The 18697-nt window shown below is 37.5% G+C and carries 17 protein-coding genes; 16 read left to right on the forward strand and 1 reads right to left on the reverse strand.

Translation table 11 applies throughout. The features are described 5' to 3' along the window. Positions 1-94 precede the first annotated feature (94 nt). The 6 genes from D0T84_RS01500 (at position 95) to D0T84_RS01525 (ending at position 9438) form a co-directional block, all read left to right on the forward strand. Complete coding sequence (locus D0T84_RS01500) at positions 95-532, forward strand: DUF1896 domain-containing protein (RefSeq protein ID WP_163305192.1); 438 nt, start codon at positions 95-97, stop codon at positions 530-532. After that, the gene (locus D0T84_RS01505) at positions 522-5927 is read left to right on the forward strand and encodes a helicase-related protein (RefSeq protein WP_163305194.1); all 5406 of its coding nucleotides are present in this window, start codon (positions 522-524) and stop codon (positions 5925-5927) included. Before D0T84_RS01500 ends, D0T84_RS01505 begins: the two co-directional genes overlap by 11 nt. 395 nt (positions 5928-6322) lie before the next feature. After that, a complete protein-coding gene (locus D0T84_RS01510; RefSeq protein ID WP_163305196.1) occupies positions 6323-7330 on the forward strand; it encodes an AvrD family protein in 1008 nt (335 codons plus the stop codon). A gap of 2 nt (positions 7331-7332) precedes the next feature. Continuing rightward, positions 7333-8049, forward strand: a complete 717-nt coding sequence (locus tag D0T84_RS01515; protein ID WP_221413105.1) for an AAA family ATPase — start codon at positions 7333-7335, stop codon at positions 8047-8049. Between the two features lie 8 nt (positions 8050-8057). Continuing rightward, positions 8058-8741, forward strand: coding sequence for a hypothetical protein (locus tag D0T84_RS01520; protein ID WP_163305198.1), 684 nt, complete (start codon positions 8058-8060; stop codon positions 8739-8741). A 25-nt stretch (positions 8742-8766) separates the two neighbouring features. Further along, positions 8767-9438 (forward strand): flavodoxin family protein, encoded by a 672-nt coding sequence (locus D0T84_RS01525; protein ID WP_163305201.1) that lies wholly within the window; start codon positions 8767-8769, stop codon positions 9436-9438. Between the two features lie 74 nt (positions 9439-9512). On the opposite strand, the gene D0T84_RS01530 is transcribed toward D0T84_RS01525, so the two are convergent. After that, a complete protein-coding gene (locus D0T84_RS01530) occupies positions 9513-10178 on the reverse strand; it encodes a porin family protein (protein ID WP_163305202.1) in 666 nt (221 codons plus the stop codon). A gap of 278 nt (positions 10179-10456) precedes the next feature. Between D0T84_RS01530 and tssD (D0T84_RS01535) the strand changes: the two genes are divergently transcribed. The 10 genes from tssD (D0T84_RS01535) (at position 10457) to D0T84_RS01580 (ending at position 18697) form a co-directional block, all read left to right on the forward strand. Then, positions 10457-10852 carry a type VI secretion system tube protein TssD gene (gene tssD / locus D0T84_RS01535; RefSeq protein ID WP_163305204.1) on the forward strand — a complete coding sequence of 132 codons (396 nt, stop codon included), beginning with the start codon at positions 10457-10459 and terminating at the stop codon, positions 10850-10852. Between the two features lie 189 nt (positions 10853-11041). Continuing rightward, entirely contained in the window at positions 11042-11503 is a 462-nt protein-coding gene (locus tag D0T84_RS01540) for a type VI secretion system contractile sheath small subunit (protein ID WP_163305353.1), read from the forward strand. A 19-nt stretch (positions 11504-11522) separates the two neighbouring features. Further along, complete coding sequence (locus D0T84_RS01545) at positions 11523-12890, forward strand: type VI secretion system contractile sheath protein TssC (RefSeq protein WP_163305206.1); 1368 nt, start codon at positions 11523-11525, stop codon at positions 12888-12890. Between the two features lie 78 nt (positions 12891-12968). After that, positions 12969-13382 carry a type VI secretion system tube protein TssD gene (tssD, locus tag D0T84_RS01550; RefSeq protein ID WP_163305208.1) on the forward strand — a complete coding sequence of 138 codons (414 nt, stop codon included), beginning with the start codon at positions 12969-12971 and terminating at the stop codon, positions 13380-13382. A gap of 3 nt (positions 13383-13385) precedes the next feature. Further along, a complete protein-coding gene (gene tssD / locus D0T84_RS01555) occupies positions 13386-13832 on the forward strand; it encodes a type VI secretion system tube protein TssD (RefSeq protein ID WP_163305210.1) in 447 nt (148 codons plus the stop codon). 2 nt (positions 13833-13834) lie between these two features. After that, positions 13835-14278 (forward strand): hypothetical protein, encoded by a 444-nt coding sequence (locus D0T84_RS01560; protein WP_163305212.1) that lies wholly within the window; start codon positions 13835-13837, stop codon positions 14276-14278. Between the two features lie 16 nt (positions 14279-14294). Next, positions 14295-14735 carry a GPW/gp25 family protein gene (locus tag D0T84_RS01565; RefSeq protein WP_163305214.1) on the forward strand — a complete coding sequence of 147 codons (441 nt, stop codon included), beginning with the start codon at positions 14295-14297 and terminating at the stop codon, positions 14733-14735. A gap of 187 nt (positions 14736-14922) precedes the next feature. Next, positions 14923-16563 carry a hypothetical protein gene (locus tag D0T84_RS01570; protein WP_221413106.1) on the forward strand — a complete coding sequence of 547 codons (1641 nt, stop codon included), beginning with the start codon at positions 14923-14925 and terminating at the stop codon, positions 16561-16563. Positions 16564-16589: 26 nt separating this feature from the next. Beyond that, positions 16590-17453: a TssN family type VI secretion system protein gene (locus D0T84_RS01575; RefSeq protein WP_163305229.1), complete on the forward strand. Its 864-nt coding sequence runs from the start codon at positions 16590-16592 to the stop codon at positions 17451-17453. Between the two features lie 86 nt (positions 17454-17539). Beyond that, a complete protein-coding gene (locus tag D0T84_RS01580) occupies positions 17540-18697 on the forward strand; it encodes a hypothetical protein (RefSeq protein WP_163305230.1) in 1158 nt (385 codons plus the stop codon).

Consider the following 18697-nt stretch of genomic DNA (forward strand, 5'->3'; position numbering starts at 1 on the left):
CTTATGTTTATAAAAACTTCTATAAATTCAATTTCAACATCACAAAAATAGAAAAATATTTTATAAGTTTGTCGAACCACTAAAATCCAACAAAATGAAAAAGAATCAAAACAATGAACTGTCCTACTATGGACTATCTTTACTTTCTTATCTCAAAGAAAGTCATCCCCAATTAGTTTCGGATACAGATTTTGTCCGGTTGCGTGCGGATGCTGCCGCAGAAGCTTATTCCAATGCCATCAAAGAAGGGGAAACCCATTTGGTTGCGGAAGAACTGGCTAATCATGTGTTATTTAAAGATTTGCTTTTTTCAAAGTATGATACCCTGGTTAATGTTTTGTGGAATGAATTTTCGGATATCATACCGCAAAATAAAGCAAAAGAATTTGCAGAGCGTATTCTACCGGAAAGTGATAGTGTATTTTCCAAATACATCCTGTCCGATGAATTTGAGTCATCAAAAGAATATGATAAACTCTATACCGAACTAACCGGATTCATCAGCTTATGGCTGGAGGAGAATGAGCTTTAGTAAAAAGGCTCATTTAAAAGCAAATATCGAAGCAATACAATTAATATTCCTCCTTGATAAAGAAGATCGGAAACCAACAAAAGAAGAACAATCTATTTTGAAGCAATATGCAGGATTTGGAGGGCTTAAATGTGTCCTCAATCCTGCTAACTCTTTGACTGATACTGCTCATTGGGCGAAATCAGAACTAGAGCTTTTTCCTTTGGTCGCCGAATTGCACCGTACAATTAGAAATAATACGGAAAATGAGAGCGAGTATAAACGCTATTTCGGAAGTATAAAAAATTCTGTTCTAACAGCCTTTTATACGCCTCCGGAAGTTGTTAATGTTATTGCAGAGACTATGCATGATTGCGGCATCATGCCTTCCCGTATACTGGACCCGTCAGCGGGTACGGGAGAATTTGCCAATGCCTTTCTTCAGATTGCCGACAAAAAGAATGAAATGATCTCTTTCGAAAAAGATTTACTGACCGGGAAAATATTAAAATACCTATCTCCGGATGATAAAGTAAAAATCGAAGGTTTTGAAACCATTGAAAGCAGGTATAATAACTATTTTGATGTTGTTTCTTCCAATATTCCATTCGGGGATATTAGTGTTTTCGATGCTGCTTTTATGAAAAAGGATGCTTTACATCGTGATTCTACTAAGGCTATACACAATTATTTCTTTGTAAAAGGAGTAGAATCATTGCGGGAAGGCGGTATTATGGCATTTATTACCTCTCAGGGAGTAATGAATTCCCCGAATAACGAACCTGTACGTCAATGGCTGATGGAAAATACAAATCTGGTATCAGCGATCCGTTTGCCTAATAACCTTTTTACCGATTACGCAGGAACGGAAGTTGGCAGCGATTTGATTGTATTACAGAAGAATACAGTAAAAGAAAAATTGAATTTCGGAGAAGATCTGTTTATCCAAAGTTCCCAATCAGAAGAGACTGGCATCTACAATAGCGATTATTTCTACAATCACGGCCGGGTGGTACAGAACAAATCGTCTATTGGTACTGACCCTTACGGTAAACCTGCACAGGTATTCTTGTATGAAGGTGGTATTGATAAGATGGCTGATTATATGAGGCAGATGTTGAAAAGCGATTTGGAATCTAACTTCAATCTGGACCTATATAATCAGCATTCCACCATTCAAAAACAAGAAAAGTCACAAGTCAATATTTCTCAGCCTATCCAACAAGAATCGTCAGATCGACAGAATCAAATGCCAGAGGTAAAAGAGAAGACAAGCTATCAGGCATTAGAAGTCAATGTTTCTGAACCTGTAATGAGTTTATACGACTTGTTCGGTTTTACACAGGAAGAACGGACACAAATAAAGCCCGTTCGGGGAAAGAAAAAAGAAACGGTTCCGAAAGGTAAGCCTGTACAATTAAGTATGTTCTCTCAAGACAGCCCCCTAAATCCCCCAGGGGGAGGCAAGGAGGGGCTTTATCCCATTGAAGATGCCCGACTGGCCGAACAAAAAGAAAAGCTTCGGGAAGAGCAACGACAGGAGGAACGCAGAAAAGCATTCGAGCCACGCCCCTATTCAGGCGAACTCAAAGAATTTCTCAAAAGAGGCTCATTAGCCGAAGATAACGGACAAGTCGGTTTTCTGAAAGAACGTTACCGGGATGAAGCCGAGTTTCAGGCCTTGGATATATCTTTTGAACAGCGTTCTAAAATCAGCAGATATATTGAGATTCGGGATACCTACCATATGCTATACAATTACGAAGCCAAACATCTGACTGAACACGCATCACTTCGAGGAAACCTGAATATTTGTTACGACAACTTTGTCCGTAGATACGGCAACCTCAATGACAAGAAAAATCTTGATGTAATAAAAATGGATGCCGGAGGTCGGGAGATACTCTCTCTGGAAAGAAGTGTGGACGGCAACCTGCAAAAAGCAGATATTTTCTCCATGCCTGTGGCGTTCAATCCCAATGAAATCTCTGTCGTCGGTACTTCCGATGAAGCCTTAATAGCCTCTTTAAATAAGTATGGCGAAGTCCGGCTGGAGTATATGCAGTCCTTAATGGATGATAAGGACCGGAACGAAATCATATCCGAATTGCAGGGACGTATCTACTTCAATCCATTAATTCAGAATTACGAAGTCAAAGACCGCTTTATTGCAGGTAATGTAGTAGAAAAAGCCGAAGCCATCGAACGCTATTTGCAAAACCACCCTGATGATATACCCTCACAAGTATCTTTAAAATCTTTGCAGGAAGCCACTCCGCAACCTATCCGATATGAAGAGTTGGATTTCAATTTCGGAGAAAGGTGGATTGGTACGCCTGTGTATGAGGATTATATAACGAAACTTTTTGAAACAGATGTAAAGATAGACTATTATGCTTCCCGTGATGACTTTACTGTCAAAGCGGATAAAAGCAATATGATTATCAATGAGAAGTTTGCTGTACAAGGCGAAAGTAAGCTATATACAGGTATTCATCTTCTCAAACACGCGCTTCTCAATACAACTCCCAATATTACCAAAACTATAGAAGTATTGGATGATGAAGGGAAAAAGAAGGATGTAAAAGTACCTGACGGACAAGCCATACAAATGGCGAATACCAAAATTGATGAAATCCGTAATGGCTTTTCCGATTGGTTGGACGGACAATCACCTGAGTTTAAAGAAAAACTGGCAGAAAAATATAACCGCAAGTTCAACTGTTTCGTCCGTCCTCAGTATGACGGTTCACACCAGACCTTTCCCGGACTGGATTTGAGGGGCTTGGGTATTCCCGATTTATACCAATCCCAAAAAGATTGTATCTGGATGCTCAAACAGAATGGCGGGGGCATTGGAGATCATGAGGTGGGGGCAGGTAAGACGCTGATAATGTGTTGTGCTGCTTATGAAATGAAGCGATTGGGACAAGCCAATAAACCGATGATTATCGGACTCAAAGCCAATGTACATGAAATTGCAGCCACATTTAAAACAGCCTATCCCAATGCGAAGATACTATATCCCGGCAAAGAAGACTTTACACCACAGAAAAGAACAAAGATTTTCAATGAGATAAAGAACAATAGCTGGGATGCCGTTATTCTAACTCATGACCAGTTTGGTAAGATACCTCAATCCCCCGAAATGCAGCAACAGATATTTCAGGCGGAACTTGATTCAGTGGAAGAGAACCTCAATGTACTGCGTAGTCAGGGCAAGGAAATATCCAAAATGATGCTGAAAGGTTTGGAAATACGCAAGAACAATCTTGAAGTAAAACTTAGTAATCTGGCAGATACTATTAAAAATAGAACTGATGATGTAGTAGACTTTAAGATGATGGGTATAGACCATTTGTTTGTAGACGAGAGTCATCAGTTTAAGAACCTTGCCTTTACCACTCGACACGATCGTGTGGCAGGCTTAGGAAATCCTGAAGGAAGCCAACGGGCTATGAATATGCTGTTTGCTATTCGTACCATACAGGAAAGACGGGATAAAGATTTAGGTGCAACATTTCTATCAGGGACAACTATCAGTAATTCATTAACGGAGCTATATCTTTTATTCAAATACCTGCGTCCAAAGGAACTGGAAAAGCAGGGCATCAATTCTTTTGATGCCTGGGCGGCTGTCTTTGCAAAAAAAACTGCCGATTACGAATTTTCAGTTACCAACCAGATTGTGATGAAAGAACGCTTCCGCTATTTTATCAAAGTACCGGAACTGGCGTCTTTCTATTCAGAGATAACTGATTTTCGTACAGCTAAGGACATAGGAATAGACAGACCGGAAAAGAATGAGATACTCTATAATATTCCTCCGACACCACAACAACAAATCTTTATAGAAAAACTGATGCGATTTGCTGAAACCGGAGATGCGACCATATTGGGCAGACAGCCCTTATCCCCAAGTGAAGAAAAAGCCAAGATGTTGATAGCAACGGACTATGCACGGAAGATGTCGCTCGATATGCGGATGATAGATCAGGCATACGGTGATCATGTGGATAATAAAGCATCGCACTGTGCCGCTAAGATAGCCGAATACTACAATAAATACGACTTTCAAAAAGGGACACAGTTTGTTTTCTCTGATTTGGGAACATACAAACCGAACGAGTGGAATCCATACTCGGAGATAAAGAGAAAATTAATAGAAGATCATAAAATCCCTGCCCATGAGATACGCTTTATACAGGAAGCCAAGACGGATAATGCACGAAAAGCTATGATAGAAGCTATGAATGCAGGGCGAATACGCGTATTGTTCGGTTCCACAAGTATGTTGGGGACAGGCGTAAATGCCCAGAGGAGAGCCGTCTGCATCCATCATTTGGATACACCCTGGCGGCCCTCAGACCTGTCACAACGGGATGGTCGGGCAATTCGTAAAGGTAATGAAATAGCTAAACTGTATGCCGATAATAAAGTGGATGTATTGATTTATGCAGTAGAAAAATCATTGGACAGTTACAAATTTAATCTGCTCCAAAACAAACAGTTGTTTATCAATCAGCTAAAGACAAACAATATGGCTACCCGTACCATTGATGAAGGAAGCCTGGATGAAGGTTCAGGCATGAACTTTTCGGAGTATGTAGCTATACTATCAGGTAATACCGACTTGTTGGAGAAAGCCAAACTGGAAAAGAAGATAGCTTCTTTGGAAAGCGAACGGCAGGCTTTTAACCGGAGTAAGTCTTCTGCTATTTATAAATTTGAAGATATTACCCGTACTGTAGATAGTAACGGTGAGATGGTTGCCAGAATGACGAAAGACCTGCAACATTTTAATGATAAGGTACAGGTGGATAAGGAAGGTAATAAACTCAATCCGATAAAACTGGATAATCTGGGCACCAATGACCCGAAAGTAATAGGTGATAAACTCAATCAGCTTGCCAATAATGCTCGCACTAATGGTGAATACTTCAAAATCGGGGAACTATATGGTTTTAAAATCCTTGTCAAAACGGAAGAAAGCCAGAAGGAAGGTTCGATGTTTAAAGACAACCGCTTCTTTATCGAGGGAGAGGGTAGTATCAAATATTCTTACAATAACGGACATATTGCAACCGATCCGATACTGGCATCGACCAACTTCCTGAAAGCATTGGATAGAATACCTGTCTTAATTGAGAAATACCAATCGGATAATCAAAAGCTGGAAAAGGATTTGCCTATATTGAAAGAAGTAATGACAACTACTTTTAAGAAAGAGCCTGAATTAAAGGAACTCAAATCGCAGTTGGATTCACTGAACAGGCAGATTAATTTGACATTATCTTCTAAGGACAAAAATATGGAGCCGGAGAATAGTTCATCTCAAGCTGTTGGAAATAAGCAAAATGTTGATTCTGTTTCAGCAAAAAACCAATCTCAGATAAATAAGGGATTTCGTATTTAATTTTTAAATCAAAATTCATTAACATTTATAGCACCCTAATAGAATGGGTGCTTTTTCTATATAAACACTCTTCCTTCATTCGGATTGATATTTATATTCCCCCATATTGATCTGAAATCTTATTCTTCTTTCTTGTTATTTGTACAGTATAGCCTGTCTATTTTTGTTTCTTTATAACAAAATCAAATAGACCAATATCCTGTATTGATACATTATGCGGCTATATGTCAGGCTCACAATCTGCCATATATCATATTGATTTAGTATAAGGGTTCTGTTATTGACTAAATTAAACCAAAGTGTAATCACAAACTTTACCGGTTGATAATTAACCAACTATGCTTCCTGTAAGCATCATAAACTACATATAAATTTAACAAATTAATTTACTAAACATGAATACAACAATAATTGATAAAATTGTATTTGATTCTGCGGAATCATTTTTAGGATCCAATAAAAAAAGGTATTTCAGTTCAAGCTATAAGAAAATAAAATATGAGTTTACTGATTTAGCAATATATAACAATTCGTTAGTGGGAAATCTTGATTTGGATTGGCCGGATACCTGGTCGGAAAAAAGCGGAGAGAAACGGAAGCCCCATATCGGTTCATTAGAATTGTATGTTATAGCTGCGCGAATGGTAGAATACCATTTGAATATAGTTGATAATCTCAGAGAAGATTGTATAGAACGGGTTTGGGTCAATAATTTTGTCACTAAGGTCAGCCAGGGTGCTATTGAAGAATGCAGCCAGCTAGCTTGCAAATGCACAAAATTATCGCAGAATGAAAAAAATGGCCGGATCGATTGCCTTTTTGAAATAAAAATCAGTAAGGCTATGGTCCGTCTGGCAATAAATTACGATTTATGCCGAGAAAGGGCTTGTATGTCGTCTTGTGTCGGTAAGCCGTGTATTTCTTTCAATAACATGCTAAAAGCAAGCAGCCCACAAATTCCCTCGTTCCACTCTATCGGCTATAAAGTTCCGGTACATAAAATAACCAATGTAATGGTTGATAAAAAGGATTCGTTTATAGAAGCCGATATTGAATTACTGAATGGAGAACTGTCTCCCTCTTTCGGAGGATTAGGCCGTGCATATCAGCCATGTTTAACCTTCTGTGATATTATACTTACAACAGGGCAGTTGGCGCAGATACTCCTTTTCTCTTTAGATGATATAGACAGGGAAAAAGCAGGTAACCTTTGGATGCGTACAGCCGATTGTAAGTATTTCAAGCCGGTACCGGGAGAGACGAAAGTCCGTATCAGTGTCACTGATTCTACGATAATGAAAACAGGCGGAGTTACTTACCGGGCTGCAACATTATTACTGGATTACAACAATGGGGATAGTTTGTCCGAATGCCGTTTCGCTTATCAATTAAATCAAGATTAATTATGAAAAATTTGAAAATAGCAATGTCCGGTACTTATTCAACCGGAAAAACAACAACATCGTATGCATTAAGTTTTTTAACAGGCATACCCAGAACTCATGCGCAAACAATGAGAGAAATATTGCCCGTTATTTTGCCGGGGAAAAGGTTGGAAGAATGTACTCCCACCGATTTGTACGAGTTGGGAATCCGGCGTTTCACAGAACGTGTCCGTTGCGAGGCTTCTCTTTCCGATGGTTTCATATCCGATGGCTCGGCTTTGCATGAGTGGGTGTATGGAAGAGCCAGGTTAAAGATTGGGCTTAACCCTTCGGAAAATGTTGTGAAACGTAATTTCAATAAGCTAAAACTTATTCCATACCTGATTCCAATGCTCGAATTTAACAAATACTACGAAAGGATGGTTAAGATGCATACGGCGAATGCATATGATATTTTCATACATCTTCCTGTTGAATTCCCTATAGTAAAGGATGGACATCGCCCTGTAAATGAAAGGTTCAGGACTTTATCCGACCAATTTCTGTTGGATATTATCACGGAGCTTAAAATTCCATACATAACGGCAGGGGGAACAGTTGAAGAGCGGTTGAGAAAGATAACAGAAGAACTTGATCTTCCTATCCAAATGCCAATGCAAGAGGCGATAGCTCTGGCAAAACAGGAGACCTTCAAGCGTAACTCGTTGGAAATAGAGTATAGTAATAAATTAAAATAATAAAGATTATGAAATCAAATTTGAAAATAGCATTAGTTGGTTCATATGGGAATGGGAAGACCATAACGACATTGTCGCTCTGTAAAATCTTGGGGTTGCCAAGGGCGCATGTGGAAAATATAGATTCTTTGTATCAGAGAATCTATGGATCTTATAAAAATCCGAAAGAATATTCCACAGCAGAACTATTGTCATTAGGGCTGGCCCGTTTCCATAGCCGTATAAAGGAAGAGAATCCAAAAGGTTTTATATCGGATGGTTCTGTGTTTAATGAAATAGCATATGGCGAAGCCCGCTTTGAACTAAGCAGCCAAAGTGATAAAAGCTCCGTTAAAGATATTTTACATCGAAAAATATATCTGGATTACCGGAAACGTTTGTATCGGACTATTACTGATTATGGGAAAACGGCATATGATAAGATCTTTTATCTCCGTATAACACCTGCATCCCCTACAGTTTCAGGTACTAATCTGAAATTTCAGGAATGTTTTGAGAAAAATGTATTTCAGATATTTCAGGATAATAATATCCGGTATAAAACATTGACTGGCAATATCGAATCATTCATCAGCGAAATATTGAAAGAACTCGATATCGTCTTGCTGGATAATCCGGAACTGAAACAAATTATAATAGAAACATCAAAAGAAAAACAAACATTAAAAGAAGATTTTCATTATGGAAAGTAAGTCTAATCAAACAAATAAAAATAATATGAAGATAGTTGTAATTAACGGAAGTCCCCGGAAAAACGGGGCGACAGCCACTTTGTTAAAAACAATGGTGAAACATCTGGAAGAAAAAGGGAATGTTGATGTTCAATATATTAATATCATGGATTATTCATTACTGTCTTGCACCGGATGTATGAGTTGTTATCATAACGGAGTTTGCCATCTGAAAGACGGAGTGGAAGAGATAAACGGAATGATTGCCCAAGCTGATGGGCTGATTATTGGCTCGCCAACCTACTCAAGCAGTATGCCGGGTAGCCTGAAAACATTCATAGACAGAGGGCACTTTGTTCTGGAACAAGCTTTGGTCGGCAAATACACATTTGCCCTGAATACTTATGAGATTGCGGGAGGAGGAAATGTGATTTCTGGATTGAAAACTCTTTATCAATATTCCGGAGGAATATTATCAGGGAGCCATATCTGCAAATTACCATTTAACACCGATCCTCTATCCAAATCGGGAAAAGTATTATTGAAGAAAACAGATAAATTCTATAATTCAGTCAAATCAACGAAAGGGAAATCGCTGATAAACAGAATTATTAATTTCATCGCTCTGTATATAATAATAAAACCGCAAGTGCTGAAACGTCCTAAACAGTATAAGGCTGTAATCGAACGTTGGAAAAAACTGGGAATTTGTAAATAATTAAACTAAGAAGAGTGTGTGTCGGCTTAATTTGCGACACACACTCTTAACTTATCACTTTATAACGCGGCACATTAAAACATATAACCAAGAGTCAGTGAAAGAATCCTGTTCTCATAGTCCATTTCACCACCCATAATCGTTGCATTGCCTATATTCGTTAATCCCAGTTCATAAGACAAGCCTAAAGTATAATGTTTATACAGCTCAGCATTTACTTTGAAATTTAATCCGGCGTCAAATCGTTTCAAAATTTTATTGTCTCCGAATGTATTCGATTCCAAATCAATAGGATTTTCGTTTACCATACCCTTTGCTTTGGTTTTGCCTCCAACACCATAAGCAAAATATGGGCCAACACCCGCACCTAATTTTAGATTATCTGCGATCTGCTGTTTATATGTGGCATAAAAAGGTATTTGCAGGACATGCTGAGTTAATTTTACAGAAGCGTTCTGTACGGCAAGCCCTCCCATATTGCCACCTCCTTCACTTTTTATACCTTTCATACTGTATATTAACCCGGACTGTAGGTAAATATGATTTGTTAACTCATATTCAATAGTTAACCCGACACGGGGAAGTATTGGGCATTTTTTATCAAGAGGATCTGTTTCTTCTGTTGAATTAGAATAGTTAATTCCAGCCTCCAAGCCCCATGTAATTGTTTTGTTTTGAGCAACAATTGGCATTAAACCAATTAGTAGTAATGTACACGTCAATGTTAATAGATGTTTCATGTTCAAATGGATAAAATTTTTCACAAAAAAAGAATAAATGATTAACATTACCAAATTATTGTAAAATAAACCTTTATGAAAAATAATTAACATTTTTACAACTGACTGCTTGTACTGTATAAATATTTTGTTATATTTGTGCCACATGGTGACAGAATTGTGCCATGTTGAGGAGTAAACCAAGGAAACATATTTAACAAATAATACAAAACTAATATAATTTCAATTTTAACGCGGACACATCTGTCTGTATTTACTAACAATTTAAATTTATTCTTATGGCTTTTAGAGCAACATTATCCCTTGGCGGAAAAGAGTTTGACGTTCTTGATTGTGATTATTCACTAAAAAGAGATGTTGATTCAAAAGGACGCCCATCTTCAAACATCTATGGAGGTAAAGTAAGAGTACATGTGGAATCAACAGATGACACATCTATTCTTGAAGCGATGACCACGCAGTTCAAACCCATTTCGGGAAGTATCGTCTTCAAGAAAGGTGACGAAGAAGCTAAGATGAAAGAGCTTTCGTGGGAAAACGGATACATCATCGAATTCGATGAAAATATTGATGTAATAGGTAATAAACCTATGACATTAACATTTGTAGTATCAGCACAAGTATTGAAAATCGGAGGAGCTCAATTCGAACAAAATTGGCCGGCCGGTAATTAAAACAGAAACGGATGCGGAGTGGATCTTTCAGTTCCTCGCAAGATTTGAGTTATCCCTCCGCCATTCCGTTCTCTTTAGTGGTTTCCAGTAAGAATAAAAATTGGTGTTTTGATAACATCAAAAGCCTTTTTTGTATTCATTCTTATGGCAACAGAACAAAGATAATCATTTTTAATCTATATAAAATATATAAGTATGATAGAATACGGAATAGGAGGCAATGAAGTTCCGGTAGACGCATCTGAATCTATCGCTGCGATTCCCGAAAACAGAACTCTTATTATAGAACAATTGACGTCAGAAGAGCCTGTCAGTCCGGAAGTTGTAACCGGATTAACATCGATAGATAGTGTGTTTGCCCATTATAAGCCACAAGTAGATATTGAATTTGAAAATGGAGAAGGTCAACCCATAAACGAAACTTTGTATTTCAATAGTGTCGGAGACTTCTCTGTAAAGAATATGACGGAACAAAGTTCTTTTCTAAACCAATTGGATGGGGAAGATAAATTCTGGAAGAGTATGCAGAAACAATTGCGCTCCAATAAAATACTTCAACGAGCTTTACAAGATCCAAAATCAAGACAAGATATTATTGAAGCTTTGCGTGGTGTAAAAGCCGAACTTGAAGCAGCAGGAAAGGAAGAATAATAAAATAAAGGATATTAATATGGCAGAAGAAAAAGATACAGCAGTTGCACCTGAAGTCAAACAAGGAAAAAGTAAATCCTCTGCACCTTCAGCAAAAGAGGCAATTAATAATTTAATCCGTTTTGGAGGATTCGGCTTTCTTGAATCTATTGTGAGCGGTATAGCAGCAATGAACCCTGATAAGGTTGCCCGTAAAACGATGTTCCTTAATGATGAAGAGAAAAAAGGAGCAAGACAAAATTTAACGAACGAATTAGATCTTTGGTTAGAATTACTGGAATCGACAAATTCGATATCGGAAATGTTGGCGAAAGCTGAAGAAAAAGCCACAAGTGCATCGTCTCTTCTTTCGAAGAACCAGTTGGCCGCAGTAGATACTGTTTTCAGTCTGGAACAATCTTACCGCAATGTGATGCTGTTCTACAAAAATACCGAATCGGATAAATTAACGAATATATCGGTTGTTAACGCATCACGAGATCAGATTACAGATTTGGATAACTCGCGTTTCATCGATCATGTTTCCGCCGAACTAAAGCAGAACTTCGACCGTCTTGACTTACGTAATAACTATTCATATCTGGTAATACCCGGTTGGCTGAAAAAGACTTCTGTTGTCGATAAATGGGGAAATATAGCTAATGAAAATAAAGTAGGCTTTTTTACCGATTTCAGGGATTTGGAAAGCCCTGATGATGTGATTGATGAATTTTCATCATCAGGTTTGGCTAGTGCTGAGATCCACAAATCGAAAATCCGGATGTCGTGCAACTGGCTGATGGGACGTGGCAAATATGCAGAAATAGGAGAAAAGAATGACATGCACGTATCTCCTGCTGCTGCTTTAGCCGGAAAGGTATATAGTTCGAATATCGCCCAAATTTCGGCAGGAAAAAAACATGGGGTTATCAGGGAGGTCGATAGCGTTGTTTTCTCTTTAAAGAAAAGTGAAATATCCCAGCTCGAGAAATTAGGTTTAATACCAATGGTGCATGAATACGGAAGTGTCATGGCCTTTTCTGGCAAAACCCTCTTTACAGGCGATAATCTTGGTCTTCAAACCTATTCGGTTGTGGGGGTATTTGATTATATTACAAAGGTATTGTTCGATTTCTTAAACCGCCGTGCTTTTGAAAATTGGAGCGGCAAGACCGAACGTGACCTTCGTTCACAAATCATTAAATTTCTTGATGGAGTGCAAGGCCCGGATCGTTTAATCGAAAAATTCAAGATTGTACGTTTCGAGCGTGACCCGAATCAGAAAGACCGTATCTATCTGGATATACATTTGACACCATTCTTTCCTGCCAAAAGTTTTGTTATTAAACTTGACGGAACGAAGGGTGAAGAAGAAAATACCTGGAATACGGATATTGAGCAACAATAAACTAAGCATAAAGTTGAATGGAAGAGTATCCGGGCAATCGCTTGTAGAGCTAACCCCGGATACTTAAAAAAACAGAGCATGGACGGAAAGGCGATACTAAAATTAAGAAGCCCTAAAAAAGAAAACATTCAGAACCTGTATCACGAAAGTTATGAGTTGACGCACTGTGAATACTCATTAAAAAAGAGTACCAACAAAAATGGTCAGGTGGATGGAGATGTTGCCGGTGGTGAAATAATTGTAGCCTTACCCATGTTACCCAATGACAACATAATGATATGGGTGCTGGATGTATCCAGAAAATATAACGGAGAAATAACTATAAATGATGCTTTTTCCGAGTCTTTAGAAAGGATATACTTTGAAGAGGGTCGTCCAGTAAACTTTCGACTGCATTATGAACCGGGAGATACAACAAATATTGTTTTACTTCTGACAATTAACGTTCAAAAGTTAACAATAGGAGAAGAGGAATATATCAACAAACGATAGCCAATGGGATTCTTTGATAAAATACGCAGCGGACGCTTGTTCTTTGGAAAAAAGGAACCCTCTCTGGTTGTCCATCTCTTCTTCAAAGGCAAGAAATATGTCCTTGAAGAATTTGATATGGAGTTCAAGCAGGATGTAGATTATAAAGGAAACCCGAACAGCCCTGTATATGGCGGCAAATTAACAATAACAATAAGTGATGTGCCGGATGATAATATCAATAACTGGATGATGGATTCTTTCAGTAAACGGGATGGGGAGTTTCGCTTCTTTATGAACGATGGAATGATCAGGGAAGGTGCTTTATTGCAAATTCAGTTTAAAGATGCTTACTGTGTCGATTATCAGAAAATGCTGAATCCACAGGGAGCAGGAGTTTTGACGACATTGGTCATATCGCCCCGTTATCTGAGAGTTGGCAATGAAGAATTTGAAAACAGGTGGAAGTAGGCATGAAAGATCATTATACCATACAAGAATTTTACCTGATGCTGAAACTTGGATTATTCAAGAGTGGCAAGGTCGGTAATTGGGGATATGTATCTATCAACAACAACCCATTATATTTAAAAAAGTCGATAGATAAATATCAGAATCAATTTTATGCAAAAAAACAATTGGGTATTGGCCTTTACCTATTGGACCTGTATCTGTTAGAAAGAAACAATAATAATCAGGGAACGTATATAATGGTTATATCGGTATGCCGTACAACCCTGAATTATAAAGAAAAAACATATGTATTGAAACTGGAAAGTATACATAATGTTGCAGATATAAAAGATGCGATAGTAAGCGGAAGCTTATCAAGAAAACGGAAATCTGTTTTTGGACGCAAATCAAGAAAAGCAACATTTGATGCCAGTCCGTTAAACTCAGTACAAAGAAAATATTAAAAAGAAAACGATTTTTATGGAACTTCAATACTATAAATTACCATTAGACTTGGAATCTATCCTGAATGGAGATGGAGAAATATCCACATGTAGTGAAATCGAGTCCATAGATCAACATATAGAACTGATACTGACTACTTGTCCCGGGGAGCATAAATTTAACAAGAATTTTGGTTGCCGTATCTGGGATATGGACTTTGAGAAGGTTGTTTCCCGTAAAAAATGGGAAGAGGATTTTACTGCTCATATCAAAGATGCTGTAGAACAATTTGAACAACGGATAAAGGATGTTGTAGTCTCTATACATATAACAGAAATTACAAGGGAAGACCGTGTGGCGAATACCACAGCTATAAAGAAAAGAGTTATTGTTCAGATAAAAGCACAGCTTGTTTCAACAAGGCAATCTTGTGGCTATAAATACAAATTATATTTAGGCCCTTTAGCAACCGAATAAAAGAATGATAAGAGATAACGGACATAGTAAGCACGAGATACTAAGCAGAATGCGAAGAATCACAGCAAATTTATTTGGCGTCAGTCATACAGAATTGCTGGATCCGATAATCAACCTGTTGTTAGAATCGTTGTCGGAAGAAATATACAAAATAGCCGGGGAAATAGAGAATATAGAAGATCGGATATTGGAAAAATTGTCATCTATCCTTGTCCCTTCAATTGATACGATTGCACAACCCTCTCATTGTATATTACATGCTGTTACCCAAGATAACATAACAGAAATAACAACTGAAAGCGGATTTCAGCATTTCAGTAAAAATCACAACCGTCATTATTCATTCTATCCGGTATGTAATACCAATATTCGAAAAGGGGAGATCTTGTATTTCGCACATAAAGGAGCAATTTATACAATAAATCGGGATTTATCCAAAGCGTTATACATCCGCAGTCAACGTCATGAAATGGACGATAATACATTCTGGCTGGGATTGGATTTAAATGAGAGTATAAAAGATATATCCGGATTATCGTTCTATTTTGATATAAATGGAACTTACGAAAAAAATAAGTATCTAAACCTACTTTCATATACAACATGGAGTATTGGAGAAGAAAAACTCTCAATTAATAAAGGTTTATCTCACAAAGAAGAGTATTATGAAAATGGCACTTTGGATTTGTTTTCAGGATGTAACTTGTCAACTCAAATAAACCAACGGATAAAAGAATTTTATCGTATTCGTTATTTTTCAATAACGGGTAATTGCTCGATAGAAAATAAAAAAGAAATTTTCCCCAAAGAATTATTATCGTCTTTTCCAGAAAATAGTATTGCAGGAATAGACAAATCTTTGATTTGGATAAAAGTTACAGGTTCGCAAAGATTGACATCAGATATCATCAATACCTTGCAACCCTCGATTAACACATTTCCTGTTGTGAACAAGGAGTTAGTTTCAAAAATAATGGAGCTCAACTCAACAATGCCTGTTATACCGCTCAATACCAAAACCAATACCTCATTCATTTCCATAAATAAAGTAACGGATTCTTCCGGAAAGAAATATTTTGACGTACCACTTTACAATGATACGGATAATACCTATGGTATTTACTCATTGCGGCGAGGAGGAGTGGAACGTTATAATAGAAGAGATGCAGGAGAATATCTTGCATATATAATAGAAGCATTGAGTTGGGAAATATCATCCTTTTTTAAGGACAAGGACGAAGTAAAGGCAGATATGAAAAAGATTGAGGAACAAGTTAATAAATTGATTCAGCAATTAAAGAAGAAGTTAGCTGAAACCAAAGACCGCTACGAAATAGAAAACTATTTATGGCTGCCATTACCGGATAAAGCAGGTGAAGTCTATTTTGTGGATTACTGGACAACCAGTAGTCGGCAAGCAAACCATATACGTCAAGGGAGTACATTCTTTTCCACAGCTGATACTATCACAGCCTATTCATTAAGTCAAACAATGGGAGGAGAATATGCACCCCGGGCATCCGAAAAAGACAACTTATATCAAAAGTCAATGGCTGAACACAGCTTATTGATTACAGATGACGATATCTTGGATTTTTGCTTGAAAGAATTTAATGAATCTATCAGTGAAGTCAAGGTTTGCAAAGGTTTTATGAAGAGTGAAAATCCAAAATTTGGTTTTATTGAAACAACAGATATTCACCTTAAACCATTGAGCGCCATGAAAGATTACCTAAACGAAAAGGATAAAGAATATTTTCATCAATCCCTAAAAAAGAAATCCCCGGCAACATATAATTACCGGATATTTATAGAAGACACATTATAAACCCAAGAGGCTACAAAGCAGAGTATATGGAACTTGTTTTTGGAAAATTTGTATTATTGTATTTACTGATGCCCTTGATTGGATTGGTATTAGGTATTGTTATGGTTTTCATAGCTAAAAAAAACCAACTGATGGGCAATAAGAAAATGATATTTTACTTCCTCTTGTCCTGCCTGATATTGGCATTACCAGCCTTGTTGGGCTTTATCGATTATTGGTTTATGCCCTATGCCTATATCGGATTGGCGACATTGTTCCTGATTTTAGGTTATTTCAATCTGAGTATATTAGCTAAGATCATAGACGGGTTTAAAGAAAAACCCTATTATATTGAGTTCCTGCTTGTTTTTGTAGTAATGTTTGTTGGTGCGGCATTCTTCTCCTTGGTTTTCAATTTATGTAATGAATTACAATACGGATTATGGGCATGTACATGTCTTTTACCTTTCATTTTTCCATCTTTATTTTTAAAGGCTTATCAAACATATTTGGATATCCCGTTGGAAGTATATAGAACATGGTCATATAATGGAGAGGCTGGGGAAATGACAGAAGGGGACTTCGATTCGAATAAAATAATCGTCGTTGAACTGGAAATCTTTAAACAAATAGAAGATACAAAACCGTTAAATATCAAAGCGAAATCATCAGAGATAACACCCTTCGACCTTTGGTTTAAAACATTCATCAGTGATTATAACAAAAAATCGCCACAAAGCCCGATTGTATATAAAGATAAGTCGGGAGTTCATGGATGGATATTTTATGTCAACACCTCTATTTTAGGACGTAAAAGGTATATCGACCCAAGCTTGTCTTTTGTAAAGAACAAGATAAAAGAAAAAAATGTCATTATTGCAAAAAGAGTGCAACAAGAAGGAATGAATTAAAACCATATACTTTCTGATTCTTTTGTGTGCAAAGGTGGATTAATTATTATACAGAAAAATATATCATAAAAATAAACAACTTACGAATGAGCGATAACAAATATAATTTGGTAAACTGGCAGGAAAGCATGGATGTTAGTTATCTGCATCTAGAACAAACCGAAAATTACTTTACAGAACGTTTAAGTGATAATCTGGCAACACGTCTGACTTCTTTCAACTATGGTTTGTTACCATCATCCGACAGGAGGAAAGGCTCTTCCGAATTTGAGATCAGTGAGATTATTACCGGTAAAGTAGAGATTAAACTAAGAAGTTGCAATGCCATTACTGCTGGTGGTTATCGTATAGCTTACAATCCTGTACATACCGAATATCTGTCACATACACATTCCTTTGAAGAAGAGAAGGGGCAAGTTGGTTCAGAAACAAAATATTGGGATGTAATCCTTTCTATTAATCCCTTTGAGAGAATCCCGACAGGCATGCCGGATGAAAAGGAAACTCCACCCCGACATCCTGATGTGAGAGAGCAATACCAGCTTTCCATCACTCCGCAAGGACATACCAACTACGAACAACTGGGCAAATACCATCTCATAATTGGCCGTATCCGTAAATATGGAAATCGTTACGAAGTTGACACTAACTATATTCCAGCCTGTACAGGTATGTGTAGCCATCCTGATTTATTGAAATATTATGAGAATTTCGGTACACTTCTCAATGATATAGAACGTGCTTCAAACCTGATTCTTGCCAAAATCAGGAACCGGTCACAGAATTCGCCATTGGCATACCACATTGCTTCGATGTGTGAGAACATGATGCGATATATATCCACTATATTTTTCCGTTATCGCAATACGGGAAGAGATGCACTTCCTGTAGATATAGCCGATTATTTTTCAACGTTGGCACATACTTGCTTTATTAGTTTGAATTTCATCAACAAGATAGAACGCGAAGAATTACTGAAGTATTTCTACGAATGGAGCGATATTACTCCCGGTTCATTCGAAGAGTTACTGTCCAATACATTGAGTGTCCGTTACGATCACAATAATATCCGTATGGTTATGTTGCAAATCGAATCATTCTTACATGTGGTATCCGAACTTTGGCTTAGGTTGAGTACCTTAGAATATATTGGTCAACATAAAGAGAATATAGTCATCTCTGAACGTTCTTATCAACAAGAAACAAAGAAAAAGGAATCCGGAGGCTGGACAATTTTAGATTAA

Origin of the sequence: Dysgonomonas sp. 521, assembly GCF_010501055.1 — a bacterium.
In the GTDB taxonomy this organism is placed as follows: Bacteria; Bacteroidota; Bacteroidia; order Bacteroidales; family Dysgonomonadaceae; genus Dysgonomonas.